The 16,935-nt window shown below is 62.4% G+C and carries 12 protein-coding genes; 7 read left to right on the top strand and 5 right to left on the bottom strand.

Going from position 1 to position 16,935, the window contains the following annotated elements; genetic code table 11:
* Position 1 precedes the first annotated feature (1 nt).
* The gene (locus tag TMS3_RS00330) at positions 2 to 934 is read left to right on the top strand and encodes an ABC transporter permease (protein WP_025163239.1); all 933 of its coding nucleotides are present in this window, start codon (positions 2 to 4) and stop codon (positions 932 to 934) included.
* A gap of 91 nt (positions 935 to 1,025) precedes the next feature.
* Complete coding sequence (locus TMS3_RS00325; protein WP_025163238.1) at positions 1,026 to 2,123, top strand: BMP family ABC transporter substrate-binding protein; 1,098 nt, start codon at positions 1,026 to 1,028, stop codon at positions 2,121 to 2,123.
* Between the two features lie 128 nt (positions 2,124 to 2,251).
* Here the strand turns inward: TMS3_RS00325 and TMS3_RS00320 are convergent, their stop codons facing one another.
* The 3 genes from TMS3_RS00320 to TMS3_RS00310 form a co-directional block, all read right to left on the bottom strand.
* The gene (locus TMS3_RS00320; RefSeq protein WP_025163237.1) at positions 2,252 to 3,820 is read right to left on the bottom strand and encodes an acyl CoA:acetate/3-ketoacid CoA transferase; all 1,569 of its coding nucleotides are present in this window, start codon (positions 3,818 to 3,820) and stop codon (positions 2,252 to 2,254) included.
* Positions 3,821 to 4,006: 186 nt separating this feature from the next.
* Positions 4,007 to 5,392: a GntP family permease gene (locus TMS3_RS00315; RefSeq protein ID WP_025163236.1), complete on the bottom strand. Its 1,386-nt coding sequence runs from the start codon at positions 5,390 to 5,392 to the stop codon at positions 4,007 to 4,009.
* Between the two features lie 302 nt (positions 5,393 to 5,694).
* Positions 5,695 to 7,161, bottom strand: coding sequence for a sigma-54 interaction domain-containing protein (locus TMS3_RS00310; protein WP_025163235.1), 1,467 nt, complete (start codon positions 7,159 to 7,161; stop codon positions 5,695 to 5,697).
* A 136-nt stretch (positions 7,162 to 7,297) separates the two neighbouring features.
* Here TMS3_RS00310 and TMS3_RS24390 point away from each other — a divergent pair, with 136 nt between their 5' ends.
* Positions 7,298 to 7,456, top strand: a complete 159-nt coding sequence (locus tag TMS3_RS24390; protein ID WP_006991541.1) for a YqaE/Pmp3 family membrane protein — start codon at positions 7,298 to 7,300, stop codon at positions 7,454 to 7,456.
* Positions 7,457 to 7,923: 467 nt separating this feature from the next.
* Here TMS3_RS24390 and TMS3_RS00305 read toward each other — a convergent pair whose 3' ends face one another.
* Complete coding sequence (locus tag TMS3_RS00305; RefSeq protein ID WP_025163234.1) at positions 7,924 to 8,616, bottom strand: response regulator; 693 nt, start codon at positions 8,614 to 8,616, stop codon at positions 7,924 to 7,926.
* On the bottom strand, positions 8,616 to 10,001 hold the full coding sequence (locus TMS3_RS00300; RefSeq protein ID WP_025163233.1) for an ATP-binding protein: 1,386 nt from the start codon (positions 9,999 to 10,001) through the stop codon (positions 8,616 to 8,618). Before TMS3_RS00300 ends, TMS3_RS00305 begins: the two co-directional genes overlap by 1 nt.
* Positions 10,002 to 10,151: 150 nt before the next feature.
* On the opposite strand from TMS3_RS00300, the gene TMS3_RS00295 reads away from it, so the two are divergent.
* From TMS3_RS00295 to TMS3_RS00280, 4 genes are all read left to right on the top strand, one after another.
* Positions 10,152 to 11,315 (top strand): efflux RND transporter periplasmic adaptor subunit, encoded by a 1,164-nt coding sequence (locus TMS3_RS00295; RefSeq protein ID WP_025163232.1) that lies wholly within the window; start codon positions 10,152 to 10,154, stop codon positions 11,313 to 11,315.
* Between the two features lie 9 nt (positions 11,316 to 11,324).
* Entirely contained in the window at positions 11,325 to 14,456 is a 3,132-nt protein-coding gene (locus tag TMS3_RS00290) for an efflux RND transporter permease subunit (protein ID WP_025163231.1), read from the top strand.
* Complete coding sequence (locus TMS3_RS00285; RefSeq protein ID WP_152985478.1) at positions 14,456 to 15,823, top strand: efflux transporter outer membrane subunit; 1,368 nt, start codon at positions 14,456 to 14,458, stop codon at positions 15,821 to 15,823. Before TMS3_RS00290 ends, TMS3_RS00285 begins: the two co-directional genes overlap by 1 nt.
* Before the next feature lie 71 nt (positions 15,824 to 15,894).
* Positions 15,895 to 16,401, top strand: coding sequence for an anti-virulence regulator CigR family protein (locus TMS3_RS00280; RefSeq protein WP_025163229.1), 507 nt, complete (start codon positions 15,895 to 15,897; stop codon positions 16,399 to 16,401).
* The last annotated feature ends 534 nt before the right edge of the window (positions 16,402 to 16,935 follow it).

The raw sequence follows: 16,935 nt of genomic DNA, 5'->3' as shown, positions 1-16,935 counted from the left end.
GATGGAGCAGAGCCTGTTTACCTCAATGCTGTTCGCCACCCTGGTGGCCGGCACCCCGCTGATCATCGTGGCCCTGGGTGAGCTGATCACCGAAAAGTCCGGGGTGCTCAACCTGGGCGCCGAAGGCACCATGGCCATGGGCGCGGTGGCCGGCTTCGCCGCCACCCATTACACCGGCAACCCTTATCTCGGGGTGTTGGCCGGGATGACTGCCGGTGCGCTGATGAGCCTGCTGTTTGGCCTGCTGACCCTGACGCTGATGGCCAACCAGGTGGCCTCCGGGCTGGCGCTGACGATCTTCGGTGTCGGCCTCTCGGCCTTTATCGGCAAACCCTTCGAGTCGTTGACCCTGCAGGCGGTGCCGGCGATCCGCATCCCGCTGCTGGCCGATATCCCCTATATCGGCCCGGCGCTATTCAATCAGCAGTCCCTGGTGTATTTCTCCTGGGCCCTGCTCGGCGGGGTGATCTGGTTCCTCTACAAGAGTCGCGCCGGGTTGATCCTGCGCGCAGTCGGCGAGTCGCCCTCGTCGGCCCACTCCATCGGCTATTCGGTGATTGGCATCCGCTATCTGGCCACCACCTTCGGCGGCGCCATGTCCGGTATCGGCGGCGCCTTTCTGTCGGTGTTCTACACGCCGCTATGGGTCGAGGGCATGGTCTCGGGCCGCGGCTGGATCGCCCTGGCGCTGGTGGTGTTCGCCACCTGGCGGCCACTGCGGGTGATGGCCGGGGCCTACCTGTTCGGCGGGGTGATGATCAGTCAGTTGTTTATCCAGGGCTCGGGCCTGCAGATCGAGGTGCCGTCGCAGTTGCTCTCGGCGCTGCCTTATCTGGCGACGATCATTGTGCTGGTGCTGATTTCGCGTAATCAACAGACCATCCGGCTGAACTCGCCGATGTCGCTCGGCCAGCCTTACCGGCCGGATGCCTGATCCGTTGGCGGGCTCTGAGGGGGAAGGGTCAGTTGCATTCATTTCCCCCGACAACAAAAACAATCACAGCACTAGGCTAGGAGAGGAACTGATGGGTAATCGCAGACATTTCATCAAGGCAGCGGGTGGCATGGCGGTGGCGGCAGCGTTCGGCGTCGGTCTGCTCGGCTACGCGCAGGCGGCCGACCCGCTCAAGATTGGCTTCGTCTATATCAGCCCGATCGGCGACGCCGGCTGGACTTACCAGCATGATCTAGGGCGCTTGCAGATGGAAAAAGCCCTGGGCGATAAGGTCGAAACCAAATATATCGAGAACGTACCGGAAGGCGCCGACGCTGAACGGGTCATCCGCGAGTTGGCCAGTAGCGGCTACAACCTGATCTACGCCACCAGCTTCGGCTACATGAACTACGTCGAGCGTGTCGCCAAGCAGTTCCCCAACGTGACCCTGATGCATGCCACCGGCTACAAGATGGGCAAGAACTTCGGCAACTACAACGCGCGCTTCTATGAAGGTCGCTACCTGAATGGCGTGGTCGCCGGCAAGATGAGCAAGTCCAACGTGCTCGGCTATGTCGCCGCCTTCCCCATTCCCGAGGTGGTGATGGGTATCAACGCCTTCGCCCGTGGTGCGCGTAGCGTCAACCCGGATGCCGAAGTGCGGGTGATCTGGGTCAACAGCTGGTACGACCCGGGCAAGGAACGCGAAGCCGCGTTGACCCTGATCTCCCAGGGCGCCGACATGATCACCCATCACACCGACTCGACCGCAGTGGTGCAAGCGGCCGAGGAGAAGGGCGTGAATGCCTTCTCCTACCACTCGGACATGGGCAAGTACGGCGCCAAGGCGCAGCTCTCCGGCACCACCCACCAGTGGGGCAAGTTTTATACCGATACCACCCAGAGCGTGCTGGATGGCACCTGGAAGCCGGCTTCCACCTGGGGCGGGATCAAGGACGAGATGATCGAGATCGTGCCGCTCAACCCGTCGGTACCGGCTGATGTCAAAGCGCAGGTGGAAAAATTGGAAGCCGAGATGCGCGCCGGTACTTTCCATCCGTTCGCCGGCCCGATAGTCGATCAGGACGGCAGGACTCGCGTGCCCGCTGGCGAGGTCATCAGCGATGACGACCTGGGCCGCATGAAGTACTTCGTCGAGGGTGTCGCCTCCAAGCTGCGGCAGAACTGAGTCGCCGCCCGAAGGGCCATGGCCCTTCGGGCGGGGTCGAGCCCCGCTCGGAATACCACGTGATCGCGGATAAAAAAAGGCAGCCCGAGGGCTGCCCAGTCACGCAAAAGTGCCCGCTGCATTCGCCCTTAGGCGTCGTCCGATTGGCCCAGCCGCTGGCATAGGCCGATAGCGGCCTCTGCGAACAGCCGGGCATCCATCAGCTTGGGCTGGCGGATTATCGGTTGGAAATCCATGCGCGCGAGGATGTCGCGTTGCAGGTCGACGCCGGGAGCGATCTCGATCAGTTCCAGGCCATCCAGGGTCAGCTGGAACACGCAGCGTTCGGTGACGTACAGCACCGGCTGGCCGCGTTCGGCGGCCTGGTGGCCGGCGAAGGTGCGGTGTTCGACCTCGGCGACGAACTTGCGCACCTCACCGTCCTGGATGATGTGCAGTTGACCGCCCTCAATGCGGATGTCCTGAGCGCCGGCGCTGAAGGTGCCGACGAACACCACGCGCTTGGCGTTCTGGCTGATGTTGATAAAACCGCCGGCGCCGGCCAGGCGCGCGCCGAACTTGGACACGTTGAGATTGCCCGCAGCATCCGCCTGAGCCAATCCGAGGACGGCCAGATCCAGGCCGCCGCCGTCGTAGAAGTCGAACTGGTAAGGCTGGTCGATCAGCGCGCTGTGGTTGCTCGCCGCACCGAAATCCAGGCCCGAGGCCGGCACTCCGCCGATCACCCCGGGTTCGGCGGTCAGGGTCAGGCGCTCGATCATGCCTTCCTCGGCGGCCACCGCAGCGACGCCTTCGGGCATGCCGATGCCCAGGTTGACCACGGCGCCTGCGCTCAGCTCCAGGGCGGCGCGACGGGCGATCAACTTGCGCACATCCAGCGGCATGGGGCTCAGGCTGTCCATGGATACGCGGGTCTCGGCGGCAAAGGCCGGGTTATAGGCGGTGGCGAAGGTCTGCTGATGGTTGTCTGGTTGGGCGACCACCACGCAGTCGACCAGGATGCCCGGCACTTTAACCTCGCGCGGGTTCAGTGAGCCACGCTCGACGATGCGCTCGACCTGGGCGATGACCAGGCCGCCCGAGTTGTGCGCGGCCATGGCGATCGCCAGGCTTTCGATGGTCAGCGCCTCGCGCTCCATGCTCAGGTTGCCGTCGGGGTCGGCGCTGGTGGCGCGGATGATGGCGACATGGATAGGTAGCGTCGGGTAGAACAGGTAGTCCACTCCATCGATCGGCATGCGCCGCACCAGCTCGGCGGTGGTCCGGGCGTTGAGCTTGCCGCCGCCGAACTCGGGGTCGACGAAGGTACCCAGGCCGACCTTGGACAATTGCCCCGGTTTGCCCGCGGCGATGTCGCGGAACAGCTGGGAAATCACCCCCTGCGGCAGGTTGTAGGCCTCGATGCGGTTTTCCACCGCCAGCTTCTGCAGGCCCGGCACCAGTCCCCAGTGGCCGCCTATCACCCGCCGCACCAGACCTTCGTGGGCCAGGTGATTGAGCCCACGACCCTTGCCGTCGCCTTGCCCGGCGGCATACACCAGGGTCAGGTCGCGCGGCGCCTGTTCAGCCAGGAAGCGCTGCTCCAGGGCGATGGCGATTTCCTCGGCGAAGCCGATGCCGACGAAACCGCCGGTGGCGACGTTGGCGTTATCGGCGATGCGCGCCACCGCGGCGGCGGCACTCATGATCTTGCTCATGGCGGGTACTCGAAAGCGGTTAAACAACAAGAACTACAGGAAGAATTACAGGGCGCTTAAAAGCGTCGCGAGCGATGGCTAGACAAGGCGCGGTCAGGCGAGGACGCGCAATGTACGGCTGTACATGAGCATCCGAGCCTGAGCGCAACGCCGTATAGCCGAGCGCAGCAGCTTTTCAGCGGTCTGTTAGAAGCTGCCGAACATGGTGCCCAACATAATCACCACAACCAGCGCGACCATGGGGAAGCCCACTGTATTCACGAAGATGAATTTGTACGACTCGCGGTGGGTCAGCTTGCAGATCGCCAGCAGCGAGATCACCGCGCCGTTGTGCGGCAGGGTGTCCATGCAGCCGGAGGCCATGGCTGCGACGCGGTGCAGCAGCTCGGGGCTGATGCCGGCGGCGGTGGCCAGGCTCAGGTACTGCTCGCCGAGGGTCTTCAGCGCAATCGACATGCCGCCGGAAGCGGAGCCGGTGATGCCGGCGAGGATGTTCACCGCCACCGCCTCGGAAATCAGCGGGTTGCTGGAGACGCCGAGGACCAGGTCGCGGATGATCACGAAGCCGGCCAGCGAGGCGATCACCGTGCCGTAACCGACTTCCGCCGCGGTGTTGAGGATCGGCAGCATGGAGCCGAAGGCGCCGTCGTTGACGCTTTTCTGCAGGTTGGCCCAGCGCCTCCAGTGCAATCCGACCAGCAGCAGGATGGCGGCGGCCAGGGCGACGATGATCGACCAGATGCCGATCAGCGACTTGGCGTCCTGCAGGCCGCCGAACTCCGGCTTGGCCAGGAAGCTGGCGTCGATGTTCGGCAGCACTTGCTTGGCCATCAGGTAGTTCAGGGCAATCACCAGCAGAATCGGCAGCAGCGCCAGCCAGAAGCCCGGAATGCCTCTGTCGTCTTGCGCGATAGGGTCGTCGCGGTGCTCGCCATAGCCTTCACCGGCGGCTTTCAGCTTGCGCGCCTGGCTGCTCAGCCACCAGGTGCCGAGGCCGAACATGATCAACCCGGCGATCAGGCCCAGGCCCGGTGCGGCGAAGGCATCGGTGCCGAAGAAGGGGTTGGGGATGGCGTTCTGGATCGCCGGGGTGCCCGGCAGCGCGGTCATGGTGAAGGTGAACGAGCCGAGGGCAATGGCGCCCGGAATCAGCCGCTTGGGGATGCCGGCCTCGCGAAACAGCGCGGCGCCGATCGGGTAGACCGCGAAGGCCACCACGAACAGCGAGACGCCGCCGTAGGTGAGGATGCCACATGCCAGGACGATGGCCAGGATCGCCCGCTGGCTGCCGACCTTGGCGACTATGCCGTGGGCGATGGCGCGGGCCGATCCGGAGTCGTCCATCAGCTTGCCGAACAGCGCGCCGAGCAGAAACAGCGGGAAGAATTGCATCACGTAGCCACCCATGGCCTTCATGAACACCTGGGTGTAGGTCGGCAACAGCATGGCCACTTCGCCGGAAAACAGCAGGGCGAGCAGGGCCAGCAGGGGAGCAAGGATCAGCACGTTGATGCCGCGGTAGGCGAGGTACATCAACAGGGCCAGAGAAATCAGAATACCAAGGGTACCCATGCAGGTTATTCCTTTTGTTGTTGTTTTAGGCGCCGCTCTGTGGCGGGCCGGTAGTGGTTGCGTGAGACGTCTTGGCAGGTTCACGCAATTCATGCACAGCCCTAGAGCGAATGCCGTGCCAGGTAGCGGGCAAGTCTGCTCGTATCTGCGGCAAGGCGCTCTATTCCGGGCTTTCGAGAGGTGGTTGGTGGGGTTTGTGTGGGGTCAGTGACGCTGGGCTGGGCGGCTTTGGCTGTCTACTCGGTTAGACAGTGTCCATATTTATGGAGGTTATTGAGGGCGCGTGTCCATTCATCTGGACACTAGCCCAGCGCGTGCTGATTCAGCTTGTTGTACAGCGCTGCGCGGGAAATGCCCAGGCGCGCGGCAGCCTGCAAGCGGTTGCCGCCGGTGGCGCTGAGGGCCTGGAGAATGGCCGCTCGTTCGGCACGGGCCAGGCTCTGCGCCAGAGGCTCGACCTCCTGTGTTGGGTTGGGCAGGGCCGCCGCGCCGGGCGATTCCTGCGCTGGGGCTAACTTCGGTTTGTCGAGTAGCGCGGATATTTGCGCGCTGTCGAGCAAGCCGTTGTCGGCACTGAGCTGCGCCCGTTCCAGCAGGTTGCGCAGCTCGCGCACGTTGCCGGTCCAGGTTTGCCGGGCGAGCAGGGCTACCGCATCCGCGCACAGCTCCATCGGCGCCAGGCCTGAGCGGTTGGCGATATCGTCGAGCAGGTACTCGACCAGCGCCGGAATATCTTCCTGGCGTGCCCGCAGCGGCGGCACGGGCAGGGCCAGGACGTTGAGGCGGTAATACAGGTCATCGCGGAACAGGCCGGCGGCAACCTTGGCCTCCAGGTCGATATGGGTGGCGGCGATTACCCGCACGTTGAGCGGCTTGACCTGGTTGGAGCCGAGCGGCTCGACTTCCTGCTCCTGCAGTACGCGCAGCAGCTTGGCTTGCAGAGGCAGCGGCAGGTCGCCGATCTCATCGAGAAACAGGGTGCCACCGTTGGCCACCTCGAACTTGCCGATGCGCGCCTTGCGATCAGCGCCGGTAAAGGCGCCGGGGGCGGTGCCGAACAGCTCGGCTTCGACCAGGGTTTCCGGGATCGCCGCCACGTTGACCGCGACGAAAGGGTTGTTGGCGCGTGGCGACAGGTTATGGATACCCTGGGCTAACAGCTCCTTGCCGGTGCCGGTTTCGCCGCGCAACAGCACCGTGGCATCCAGTTGTGCGGCGCGGCGGGCCTGGCGCTTGATCTCGCTGGCGGCCGCGCTGCTGCCGATGAAACCGGCGATGGTGTAACGCGCGCGGCGCGCCTTGGCCAGCTCGTGCTGGGTGGCCAGTAGCTGGCTCTGCAGCGCGTTGTATTTGCCCATCAAGGGCTTCAGGTGGTGGGCACGGTCGAACAACACGAAGCCCAGGGCGCCGACCAGTGTGCCGTCCTCATCGCGCAGGGGAATGCGGGTGACCACGAAGTGCTCGCTGCCGAAGGCCATCAGGTCGAGCATGCTCGGCTGACCGCTCTCCACCACCTCGCGCAGCTTGCTGGCCGGCAGCACCTCTTCGATTTCCTTGCCGAGCACGCTACTCGGCTCGCTGATCCCGACTTTCGCCGCGTACTTGTCGTTGATCCAGACAATCCGCGCCTGGCGATTCACCGCAATGGTGCCTTCGCACTGTGCGTTCAGGTGATCGAACAACAACGGCATGGCCACCGCGCGAAAGCGCTCGGGCGAGACGCCGATAATCAGGCCGTGTTGATCGAGATCGGCGCGGGAAATCGCCATGGCAGCAGGGTTCCGAAGAAAGAGTGCGGCCGATTATGGGCGGCGTCCCAAGGTGGCGGCAAGGAACCTCGCCAGTGCGCATGCTGTCGGTTAAGAGGTACAGCCCGCTCGGGCCAACTGCAAAGGAAGTGAACTCATGGATTTGATCCGCATTCTTATCGCCATCCTGTTGCCCCCGCTGGGGGTGTTTCTGCAAGTGGGACTGGGCGGCGCCTTCTGGCTGAACATTCTGCTGACGTTGCTGGGTTACATTCCCGGCATCATCCACGCGGTGTGGATCATCGCCAAGCGTTAACCCCGGCTAAGGTCATGCGCTGAAAACGCAAAAGCCGCGCAATTGCGCGGCTTTCTCGTTGAGTGCTGGGCCGACACGGACTCGAACCGTGGAGCAAGGGATTATGGATTGCCTGGAAACGCTGCAAGCTTAGTGAAATCGTGAGTGGCTTGGCGTAGGTACAGTTAGCTGAAAGTACTGTGGTTACTGGTGTCGAGCGTAGTTTGGCGGAACGGGTAGAGGCTAGGCACTGTACCGCTGGGGTACTGTTTTTGTGTACTGAACCCCCACGTTATTTAGTGCCGGCCTCTGTCTGCTCGTATACGGGTATCTGTTCAAGCAGTACTTCGCGGCATTTCGCTATATCGCCTTCAACACCTTGCTCGGGGTTGCGTCCGTGCAAAACGACAGGGGCTGCCCGTACACCGAGACGGATCGAACGGATTTCCCCCGCCTCATCGATTACCAGTGCTGAATCATTACACGGGCTACGGCTCCAGTTTGTAGCCCACTCCGTAGATGGAATGGATCAGCTCCCGGTCCGGCGCGGCCTGCTCCAGCTTGCGCCGCAAGTTCTTTATATGGCTGTCCACCGTGCGGTCGGTCACTACGCGCTGGTCGGTGTAGGCATGGTTCATCAATTGGTCGCGGGAAAACACCCGGCCGGGGGTTGCGGCCAGGCTGCTGAGCAGACGGAACTCGACCGGAGTCAGCTCCAGCTCCACCCCTGCGTAGCGTGCCCGGTAGCGGTCTGCATCGAGCTCCAGGCCGGCAACGTTCGGCGGATCGCCGGCGCGCTGCTGCCGGCGCAGGATGGCTCGTGTCCGCGCCACAACCTCGCGTGGACTGAATGGCTTACAGATATAGTCGTCGGCACCCAGGTCCAGGCCCAGCAGGCGATCCACCTCCTCGACTCGTGCGGTGATCATGATGATCGGCACCGCGCTGAAACTGCGCAGCTCGCGGCAGATCGCCAGGCCGTCGCGGCCGGGCAGCATGATGTCGAGCAGGATCAGGTCCGGCTCGGCCGCGCGCACTGCCGGCACCACGGCCAGGCCGTCGTCGAGGCAACTGACCCGATGCCCGGCTGCCTGCAGGTAATCGCGCAGCAGGCTGGCCAGCTTGGGCTCGTCCTCCACCACTAGAATATTGGCTGGGAGTAGGCTGTCGTTATCTCGCATCAGGTTGCCTCCAGCGTCAGGCTGAGCTGCAGCCACAGGCCGCCCAGGGGCGATGGCCGGGCCTCGAGGGTGCCGCCATGAGCCTCGGCGATATTGCGGCAGATCGCCAGGCCCAGGCCGGAGCCGCCGCTGGCGCGCTGGCGTGATGTCTCGCCACGGAAGAATCGCTCGAACAGGCGCGGTAGATCGGCCTCGGCCACCCCGGGAGAGGAGTCGAGCCAGTCGAGGATGATCTGTCCGGGCTTGCTGTGCAGGCGGATGTGTACGTGCCCGCCGGACGCGGTGTAACGCAGGCTGTTTTCCAGCAGATTACCGAACAGCTGGCGCAGGCGGCCAGCATCGGCCAGCAGCAACAACGGTGCGGCCGGCAGTTGCAGCTCCAGGGTCAGGCCCTTTTCCTGGCAGCGCTCGGCGGCACCAGACAGCGCTTGTTGCAGCAGTTCGATCAGATCCAGGCGCTGTTTGCGATAGGTCAGAGCACCAACGTCGGCTAAGGAGAGCTCATAGAGGTCATCAACCAGCTTGCTCAGTTGCACAACCTCCTGTTGCAGCGAGCACAGCGAGTCGCCGTCAAGCTTGCGCACGCCATCTTCGAGCGCCTCGAGCTCGCCGCGAAGCACCGCCAACGGGGTACGCAGTTCATGAGAAATATCCGCCATGAAATCACGGCGCATTCGCTCATTGCGCTCCAAGGTATGGGCCAACTGATTGAAGTCACGGGCCAGCTGTCCCACTTCGTCATCTTCGGGGACCACTACACGCTCGGCATAGTCACCCGCAGCTAAACGGTGAGTGGCCGCTGCCACCTGGCGAACCGGAGCCAACAAGCGTCGCGAGGTCCATCCGGCAATCAGTGCGGCCATTAGCAGGGCCAGCGTCCCGATACCAACGCTGGCTAATAACTGTCGTTTGAGCAGCGCCGCGCCGCCGGCTTCGGTGACGCTTTGGAAAGGCGCCATGGCCAGCCAGCCGACCGTTTTACCTTGCACCTCGATCGGTAGATGTGGATCGTTATCGCGCGGTTCGACAAAGCCGATGAGCAGCTGCTTACGCTCATCCAGCAAGGCAATACGGAACATCGCGCCAGTCAGATCAGAGACCGGCACCGTCCAATTGGCCGGGTTCGGGTCCAGCCTGCTGGGCGGGCGTATCAGCTTTAACCAGTTCTTATGCTCAGCACGCAGCTCATCCCAGCTGCCGTGCTCAATATAGTAATCACGCAGGTTGGGTACCACGCCGCTCATGCGTTCCTCGGCTTGGCCATTGATATAGCCGAGGAACCCGTGTGCGAAATTCACCTTGTCGGCCACGCCCATGGCTAGAACAGCCAACAGGGAAGTGCCCAGTACGGCGAGAAAGAGTTTGCGTGACAAGCTGAGTTTCATAACGAGCCAATGTGCAGATATATGTGCGTATTAAGAGCGAGCGCCACACAGCTTTCAACGCCTGCAAGGTAATCTCCAAATTGTCTGCACATTTGCCCTGCAGGATGAACGGCATAGAAACAGCACGGCCCTGCCGGTTGGAGACGTTCCATGCCCTGCCTCACCCCTCGCACCCTCGCCACCCTTGCCCTGGCGATAGGCCTTGCGTTAACCGGTTGCTCGCCCACGCCCAAGCCGCCACAAAAAGGCCCAAGCGAAGTTGGCATCATCACCCTGACGCCACAACCACAAACCCTGACCAGTGAACTGCCAGGGCGCACCAAGGCCTGGATGAGTGCACAGATTCGCCCTCAGGTAAGTGGCATCGTCAAACAACGGCTGTTCACCGAAGGCAGCGAAGTCAAGGCCGGAGATGCGCTGTACAAGCTCGACCCAGCCCCTTATCAGGCGACTTACGCTCAGGCCAAGGCCAGTGCAGCCGAAACCAAGGCCACGCTTAAATCCGCTCAGCTCAAAGCCAAGCGCTATGTCGAACTGGCGAAAATAGATGCCATCAGCCAACAAGACAATGAGGACGCCCAAGCCAGCCTCTACAGTGCTGAAGCCGCGTATCAAGCGGCCCAAGCCAATGTTGAAAGTGCGCGCATCAATCTCAACCACACCACCATCACGGCCCCCATCACCGGCCGCATTGAGGCTTCCAGCGTCACCCCGGGGGCACTGGTCACAGCCAGTCAAGACAGCGTGCTGACCACCGTGCAGCAGCTTGATCCGCTGTATGTCGACATCACCCAGTCCAGCACCGACGTGCTGCGCCTCAAGCGCCAGCTAGCGGACGGCACGCTTGTCGGCGCCGATAAGGACAGTGTGAAGATCGACTTGCTCCTTGAGGACGGCAGCCACTATGGCCATGCCGGACAGTTGCAATTCAGCGCGGCCAGCGTATCCGAGAGTACCGGCAGCGTGACCTTGCGCGCCGTGGTGCCAAATCCAGAGGGCCTGTTGCTGCCGGGTATGTATGTGCGTGCCGTAGTGACCGAAGCCATCGACCCGCAAGCGCTACTGGTGCCGCAACGCGCGGTCACGCGCAGCCACAGTGGTGCAACCAGCGTGCTGGTAGTGATCGATGACAAGGTTGAGCAGCGCTTGGTCAGCATCGAACGCAGCGTTGGTAACCAATGGTGGGTCAGTAGCGGATTGTCGGCGGGCGACCAGGTCATTGTCGAAGGCGGGCAAAAAGTACGTATTGGCGACGCTGTCAGCAGCGTGACGATCCAGCCGGCGGCTGGCCCAGCAGCAGTGGCGACTAATTAAGGACCGCACATGGCACATTTCTTCATAGACCGGCCGATCTTCGCCTGGGTCGTTGCAATCGTCATCATGTTGGCCGGTGGCCTGTCCATCAGCCAGCTACCGCTGGAACAATACCCGAGTATCGCGCCGCCCACCGTGCGTATTTCTGCGACCTACACCGGCGCCTCGGCGAAAACCATCGAGGACTCGGTGACCCAAGTGATCGAGCAACAAATGAAGGGGCTCGATAACTTGCTGTACATGTCCGCCAGCAGCAGCTCGGCAGGCAGCGCCAGCATCACCCTGACCTTTGCCGCCGGCACCGATGCCGATGTGGCGCAAATGCAGGTACAGAACAAGCTGCAGCAAGCCGAATCACGTCTGCCCCAGGCGGTACAGAATCAGGGCATCACCGTCACCAAAGGCAGTTCCGACTTTTTGCTGATCGTCGCCCTGAGCTCAAGCAGCCCGAACGTCGGCAGCACCGACATTGGCGACTTTATCGACAGCACACTGCTTGACCAGGTCAGTCGTGTCGACGGCGTCGGTGAGGTGAGGATGCTCGGCTCGGCGTATGCCATGCGTATCTGGCTGGACCCGGCCAAATTGCAACAGTACGCGCTGATGCCCAGTGATGTGAGTAACGCACTGGAGGCGCAAAACACTGAAGTATCTGCCGGCCAACTCGGTGCATTGCCAGCTGCCGCCGGGCAGGAACTGAATGCCACCATCAGCGCACGTAGCAAGCTGCAAAGCGTGGAGCAATTTCGCAACATCGTCCTCAAGTCTGCCAGCGACGGCTCTCTGGTGTTGCTGTCTGATGTCGCGCGGCTAGAACTGGGCAGCGAGAGTTACGACGTAGTGACCGCGCTCAACGGCAAGCCCAATGCAGCTATGGGTGTAACCCTGGCCACAGGTGCCAATGCGCTGGATACCGCTGCGGCAGTGAAGGCCAAGGTAGCCGAACTGGCAGCAAACTTCCCGGCCGAAATGCAGCTGGAAACCTCGACCCCTTACGACACGACGCCGTTCGTCAGCCTGTCCATCGAGGAAGTAGTTCAGGGGCTGTTTGAAGCCATCGCCCTGGTAGTGCTGATCATGTTTCTGTTTCTGCAGAACTGGCGCGCCACTCTGATACCTGCCATTACCGTGCCGGTGGTACTGCTCGGTACCTTTGGCGTACTGGCCATGTTCGGCTATTCGATCAACACCCTGACCATGTTCGCCATGGTCTTGGCGATTGGTCTGCTGGTGGATGACGCCATCGTCGTCGTGGAAAACGTCGAGCGGGTGATGGTCGAAGACGGTTTGTCACCACTGGAGGCGACGCGCAAGTCGATGGGCGAAATCAGCGGGGCTCTGGTCGGCATCGCTCTGGTCCTGTCGGCGGTGTTTATTCCGATGGCCTTCTTTGGCAGCTCCACCGGAGTGATCTATCGGCAGTTCTCGGTCACCATCGTCAGTGCCATGCTGTTGTCTGTGCTGGTGGCCATGACCCTCAGCCCGGCGCTGTGCGCCACACTGCTCAAACCCAACCACAGTGACACTCCGCGCCGCGGCTTCTTTGCCTGGTTTAACCGCACCTTCGAGCGTAATGCTCAGCGCTATCAGCGCAGCATTGGCAGTGTACTGCGCCACAAACCACGCATGCTGGCCCTCTACGCACTGATTCTGGTGGCGCTGGCCATGGGTTATACGCGCCTGCCGGGCTCATTTTTGCCCGATGAAGACCAAGGCATTCTGATGGCCATGATCCAGCTCCCGGTCGGCGCAACCGATTCACGCACTCAGGCTGCCACCCAGCAGTTTGTCGACTACATCCGCGCTCAGCCGGAAGTCGATGCAGTAGTCACAATCACCGGCCTGGGGCTGAATGGCAATGCGCAGAACTCTGGTCGTGCATTCATCAAGTTGAAAGACTGGAGCTTGCGAGAAGACGCCGAGGAGACCGCTGCCGCCATCGCCAGACGGGCCACCATCGCTTTGTCTTCATTGCGCGATGCGAACATTTTCGTCATTCAACCACCGGCCATTCGCGGTCTTGGCAGCAGTTCCGGCTTTAGCCTGCAACTCAAAGATGTCGGTGGGGTCGGGCACGATGAGTTGATTGCCGCGCGCGACCAATTCCTCAGCCTGGCCAGACAAAGCAGCAAACTGGTGGGGGTGCGCAACACTGGCCTCGACGACACGCCGGAGCTGCATGTGGCGATCGACGACCGCAAGACCGGCGCCTACAACCTGGCCACCAGCGACATCAACAGCACCCTGGGCACCGCCATGGGCGGCAGCTACGTCAATGACTTCATCCACAATGGCCGGGTAAAGAAGGTCTACGTGCAGGGTGATATCCAGGCGCGCATGCAGGCTGAAGACATCAATCGCTGGTACGTACGCAACAGCAGTGCCGAGATGGTGCCGTTCAGTGCCTTCGCCAGCAGCTCCTGGAGCGTGGGCGCGCCCCTGCTTGAGCGCTACAACGGCAACTCCTCAGTAGAGTTAGTGGGCGATCCGGCCGCTGGGGTCAGCTCAGGTGAAGCCATGGATGAAGTGGAAACCCTGCTTGCCCAGTTACCGGCTGGCATTGGCTATGAATGGTCGGGACAGTCTTATCAGGAGCGCCTTTCCGGCTCGCAAGCACCGTTCTTGTATGCAGTCTCAATCCTGTTCGTATTTCTTTGCCTGGCCGCGCTGTATGAAAGCTGGTCAGTGCCTTTCGCGGTCATGTTGGTGGTGCCGCTGGGCATCGTCGGCGCCGTGCTCGGCAGCGCTGGCGCCGGGCTAGCCAACGACGTGTACTTCCAGGTCGGTCTGCTGACCACCGTGGGCCTGGCGGCGAAAAACGCAATTCTCATCGTCGAGTTCGCCAAGCAACTTCAAGAACAGGGTCAGGATCTCGTCAGCGCAACGCTAGAAGCTTGCCGCCAGCGCCTGCGACCGATCCTGATGACGTCCCTGGCGTTCATGTTCGGCGTGTTGCCACTCGCCCTGAGCAGCGGCGCTGGCGCCGGCGGGCGCCAGGCCATAGGTACCGGCGTGCTCGGCGGCATGTTCAGCGCCACCGTGCTCGGCATCTTCTTCGTGCCGCTGTTATTCGTGCTGGTGCGCCGCCTGGCCGGCCGCCGCCCGACACCCGTTAGTGCTTCCGGAGTGGTATTACCATGATGCGTTCTTGCCGATTGGCCCTGTTGCTGCCTGCGCTGATGCTCGCCGGCTGCATCAACCTGGCCCCGGACTACCAGCAGCCGCAGGCGCCGATCCCTGCCCAGTGGTCGAGTGCGACCAGTGGCCAGGCCAGCGTCGACATTGGCTGGCGCAGTTTCTTCCTCGACCCGCAGTTGAAACAGGTCATCGAGCGCGCCCTGGCCAATAACCGCGACCTGCGCGTGGCCGCGCTGAATGTCGAGCAGGCCCGCGCCGAATATCGAGTGCAACGCGCCGATCTGAGCCCGGGCGTCAGCGCCACTGCCAGCGGCAGCCACGTCGGCAGCGACGATGGCGTCAGCCACGAGTACAGCGTCAATCTCGGGGTGAGTAGCTATGAGCTGGACCTGTTCAACCGCGTGAGCAACCTGACCGATGCCAGCCTGGAGCAGTACCTGGCACTGGAGGAAACTCAGCGCAGTACGCAGATCAGCCTAGTCGCCGAGGTCGCCTTTTCCTGGCTGACCCTGGCGGCCGACCGGGCCCTGCTGCAATTGGCCGAGGAAACCCTGGCCAGCCAGCAGGCCAGCTATGACCTGCAGCAACGCAGTCATGAGCTTGGCAACACCTCCGGTCTGGCCCTGGCCCAGGCGCAGACTACCGTGGAGTCGGCGCGGGTCGATGTTGCCAGCTACCAGAGCCTGGTGCAGCAGGACATCAATGCCCTCGACCTGCTGGTCGGCGACAGCCTGAGTGCCGAGCAGTTGCCAGCTAGCCTCGGTGCCGACAGTGCACAGTTGCTGGAGATCCCTGCCGGTCTGTCCTCCAGCCTGCTGCAGCAGCGCCCCGACGTGCTCGCCGCCGAGCACCAGCTTAAGGCAGCCAATGCCAGCATTGGTGCGGCGCGTGCGGCGTTTTTCCCCAGCATCAGCCTGACCGCTACGGCTGGCAGAAGCAGTAGCGCGCTCAGCAGCCTGTTCCTCGGTGGCAGCCAGGCCTGGGCATTCGCACCCAGCATCAATTTGCCGATCTTCGATGCCGGCGCTAACCGGGCCAACCTGGATGCGGCCGAGAGCGCGCAGCAGATAGAGCTGGCGAGCTACGAGAAGACTCTGCAGACCGCCTTCCGCGAAGTTGCCGATGCCCTGGCCGTGCGCAGCACTCTGCGCGAGCGTCTGGACGCACAGCAGGCGCTGACCGATGCCACGGCCAGGAGCTACCAGTTGGCCGATGCGCTTTACCGCAACGGCGCCAGCAGTTACCTCGACGCCCTCGATGCGCAGCGTAACTTGTACGCCGCCCGACAGACCCTGATCAGCCTGCAACTGACCGAACAGAGTAATCGCATCAGCCTGTACAAGGTGCTGGGCGGTGGCTTCAGCGAATAAACCGGGCGCCAACCATCCAGCGCCGTGCCCGTAAACGTCACATTTCTTCGCGTCCATACGAGAGTTCATTGATGAAAGCCATACCACTGGTTACCCGCCTGAGCATCGCCTTGCTGCTAGTTAGCCCACTGTTGCAAGCCGCCCCACAGGAAAACCCGACGCATAGACAGGAGCAGCATGGCCAGTCCGGTCCGAGCAAGCAGGGCGGGGGCCTGCCACGCGCGATCACGCCATCGGCCGGTGCCGGCAAGATACCGAAGCCTACCCAGGACCATGCGCGACAGCCCGTCACAGTTCGCGGCAATCAGTCTCCGCCGAAGAACTTCGCCCCGGTGCACCGAGCCTTCCATGAGCGCCGCGCGCAAATCGGCCAGGGGCCTGCAGTGCCGCCGGGGCTGCACATAAAGGCCGGCAAGCCGTTGCCCAAGGGCTATGGCAAACGTCTCGACGCCCATGCTCTGCGTGGCTTGCCGAGCTACCAGGGTTACGAGTGGCGGCGAGTCGGCCGCGATGTGGTGTTAGTTGCCGTCGCCACGGGCGTCGTCTTCACCATCTTGCAGGGGGTGCTGAACAACTGAAGCGGCGGACAGCCTGGGGATGGCTTTTGTACGCGCTTGAGGCACCGGGCAGAATGAAGCCAGACCCTCAAGCCCCGGCAATACCTGCACCGGAGTAACCGGAATGCAGCGCGTCATAGATCGCGCCAGCGCTGCTCGGTTCCAAGTCTCCACGCTACGGATCGACCGGCGCACCTGATACGGTCATGGGGCTGGCGTGCACGGTTTTTCCTGCAGACATGAAAAAGCCGCGCAGTGCGCGGCTTTAAAGGTGGTGGATCCACACGGACTCGAACCGTGGACCAAAGGATTATGAGTTGCCTAGAAACGCTGCAAACCGAGTGAAATCGTGCGTAGCTTAGCGCAGGTACAGTGAGCTGAAAGTAGCGTCGTAGATGGGTTTAAGCGTAATTTACGCGAAATCTGTAAAAGCTGGGCACTGTACCGCTGGTGTACTGCTTTTCCCCTTGGAGCGGTGCTCTCCGAGTATTTGCAGGGTTTATTGACACCGCTATTTGCCATCAGTGTCTTGAGTTGCATAGTCCTGTAACGACG

The sequence above is a fragment of the Pseudomonas taeanensis MS-3 genome (genome assembly GCF_000498575.2).
Classification (GTDB): domain Bacteria; phylum Pseudomonadota; class Gammaproteobacteria; order Pseudomonadales; family Pseudomonadaceae; genus Aquipseudomonas; species Aquipseudomonas taeanensis.
The sequence above is the reverse complement of the archived record's forward strand: the minus strand, read 5'-3'. Positions and strand labels throughout refer to the sequence as shown.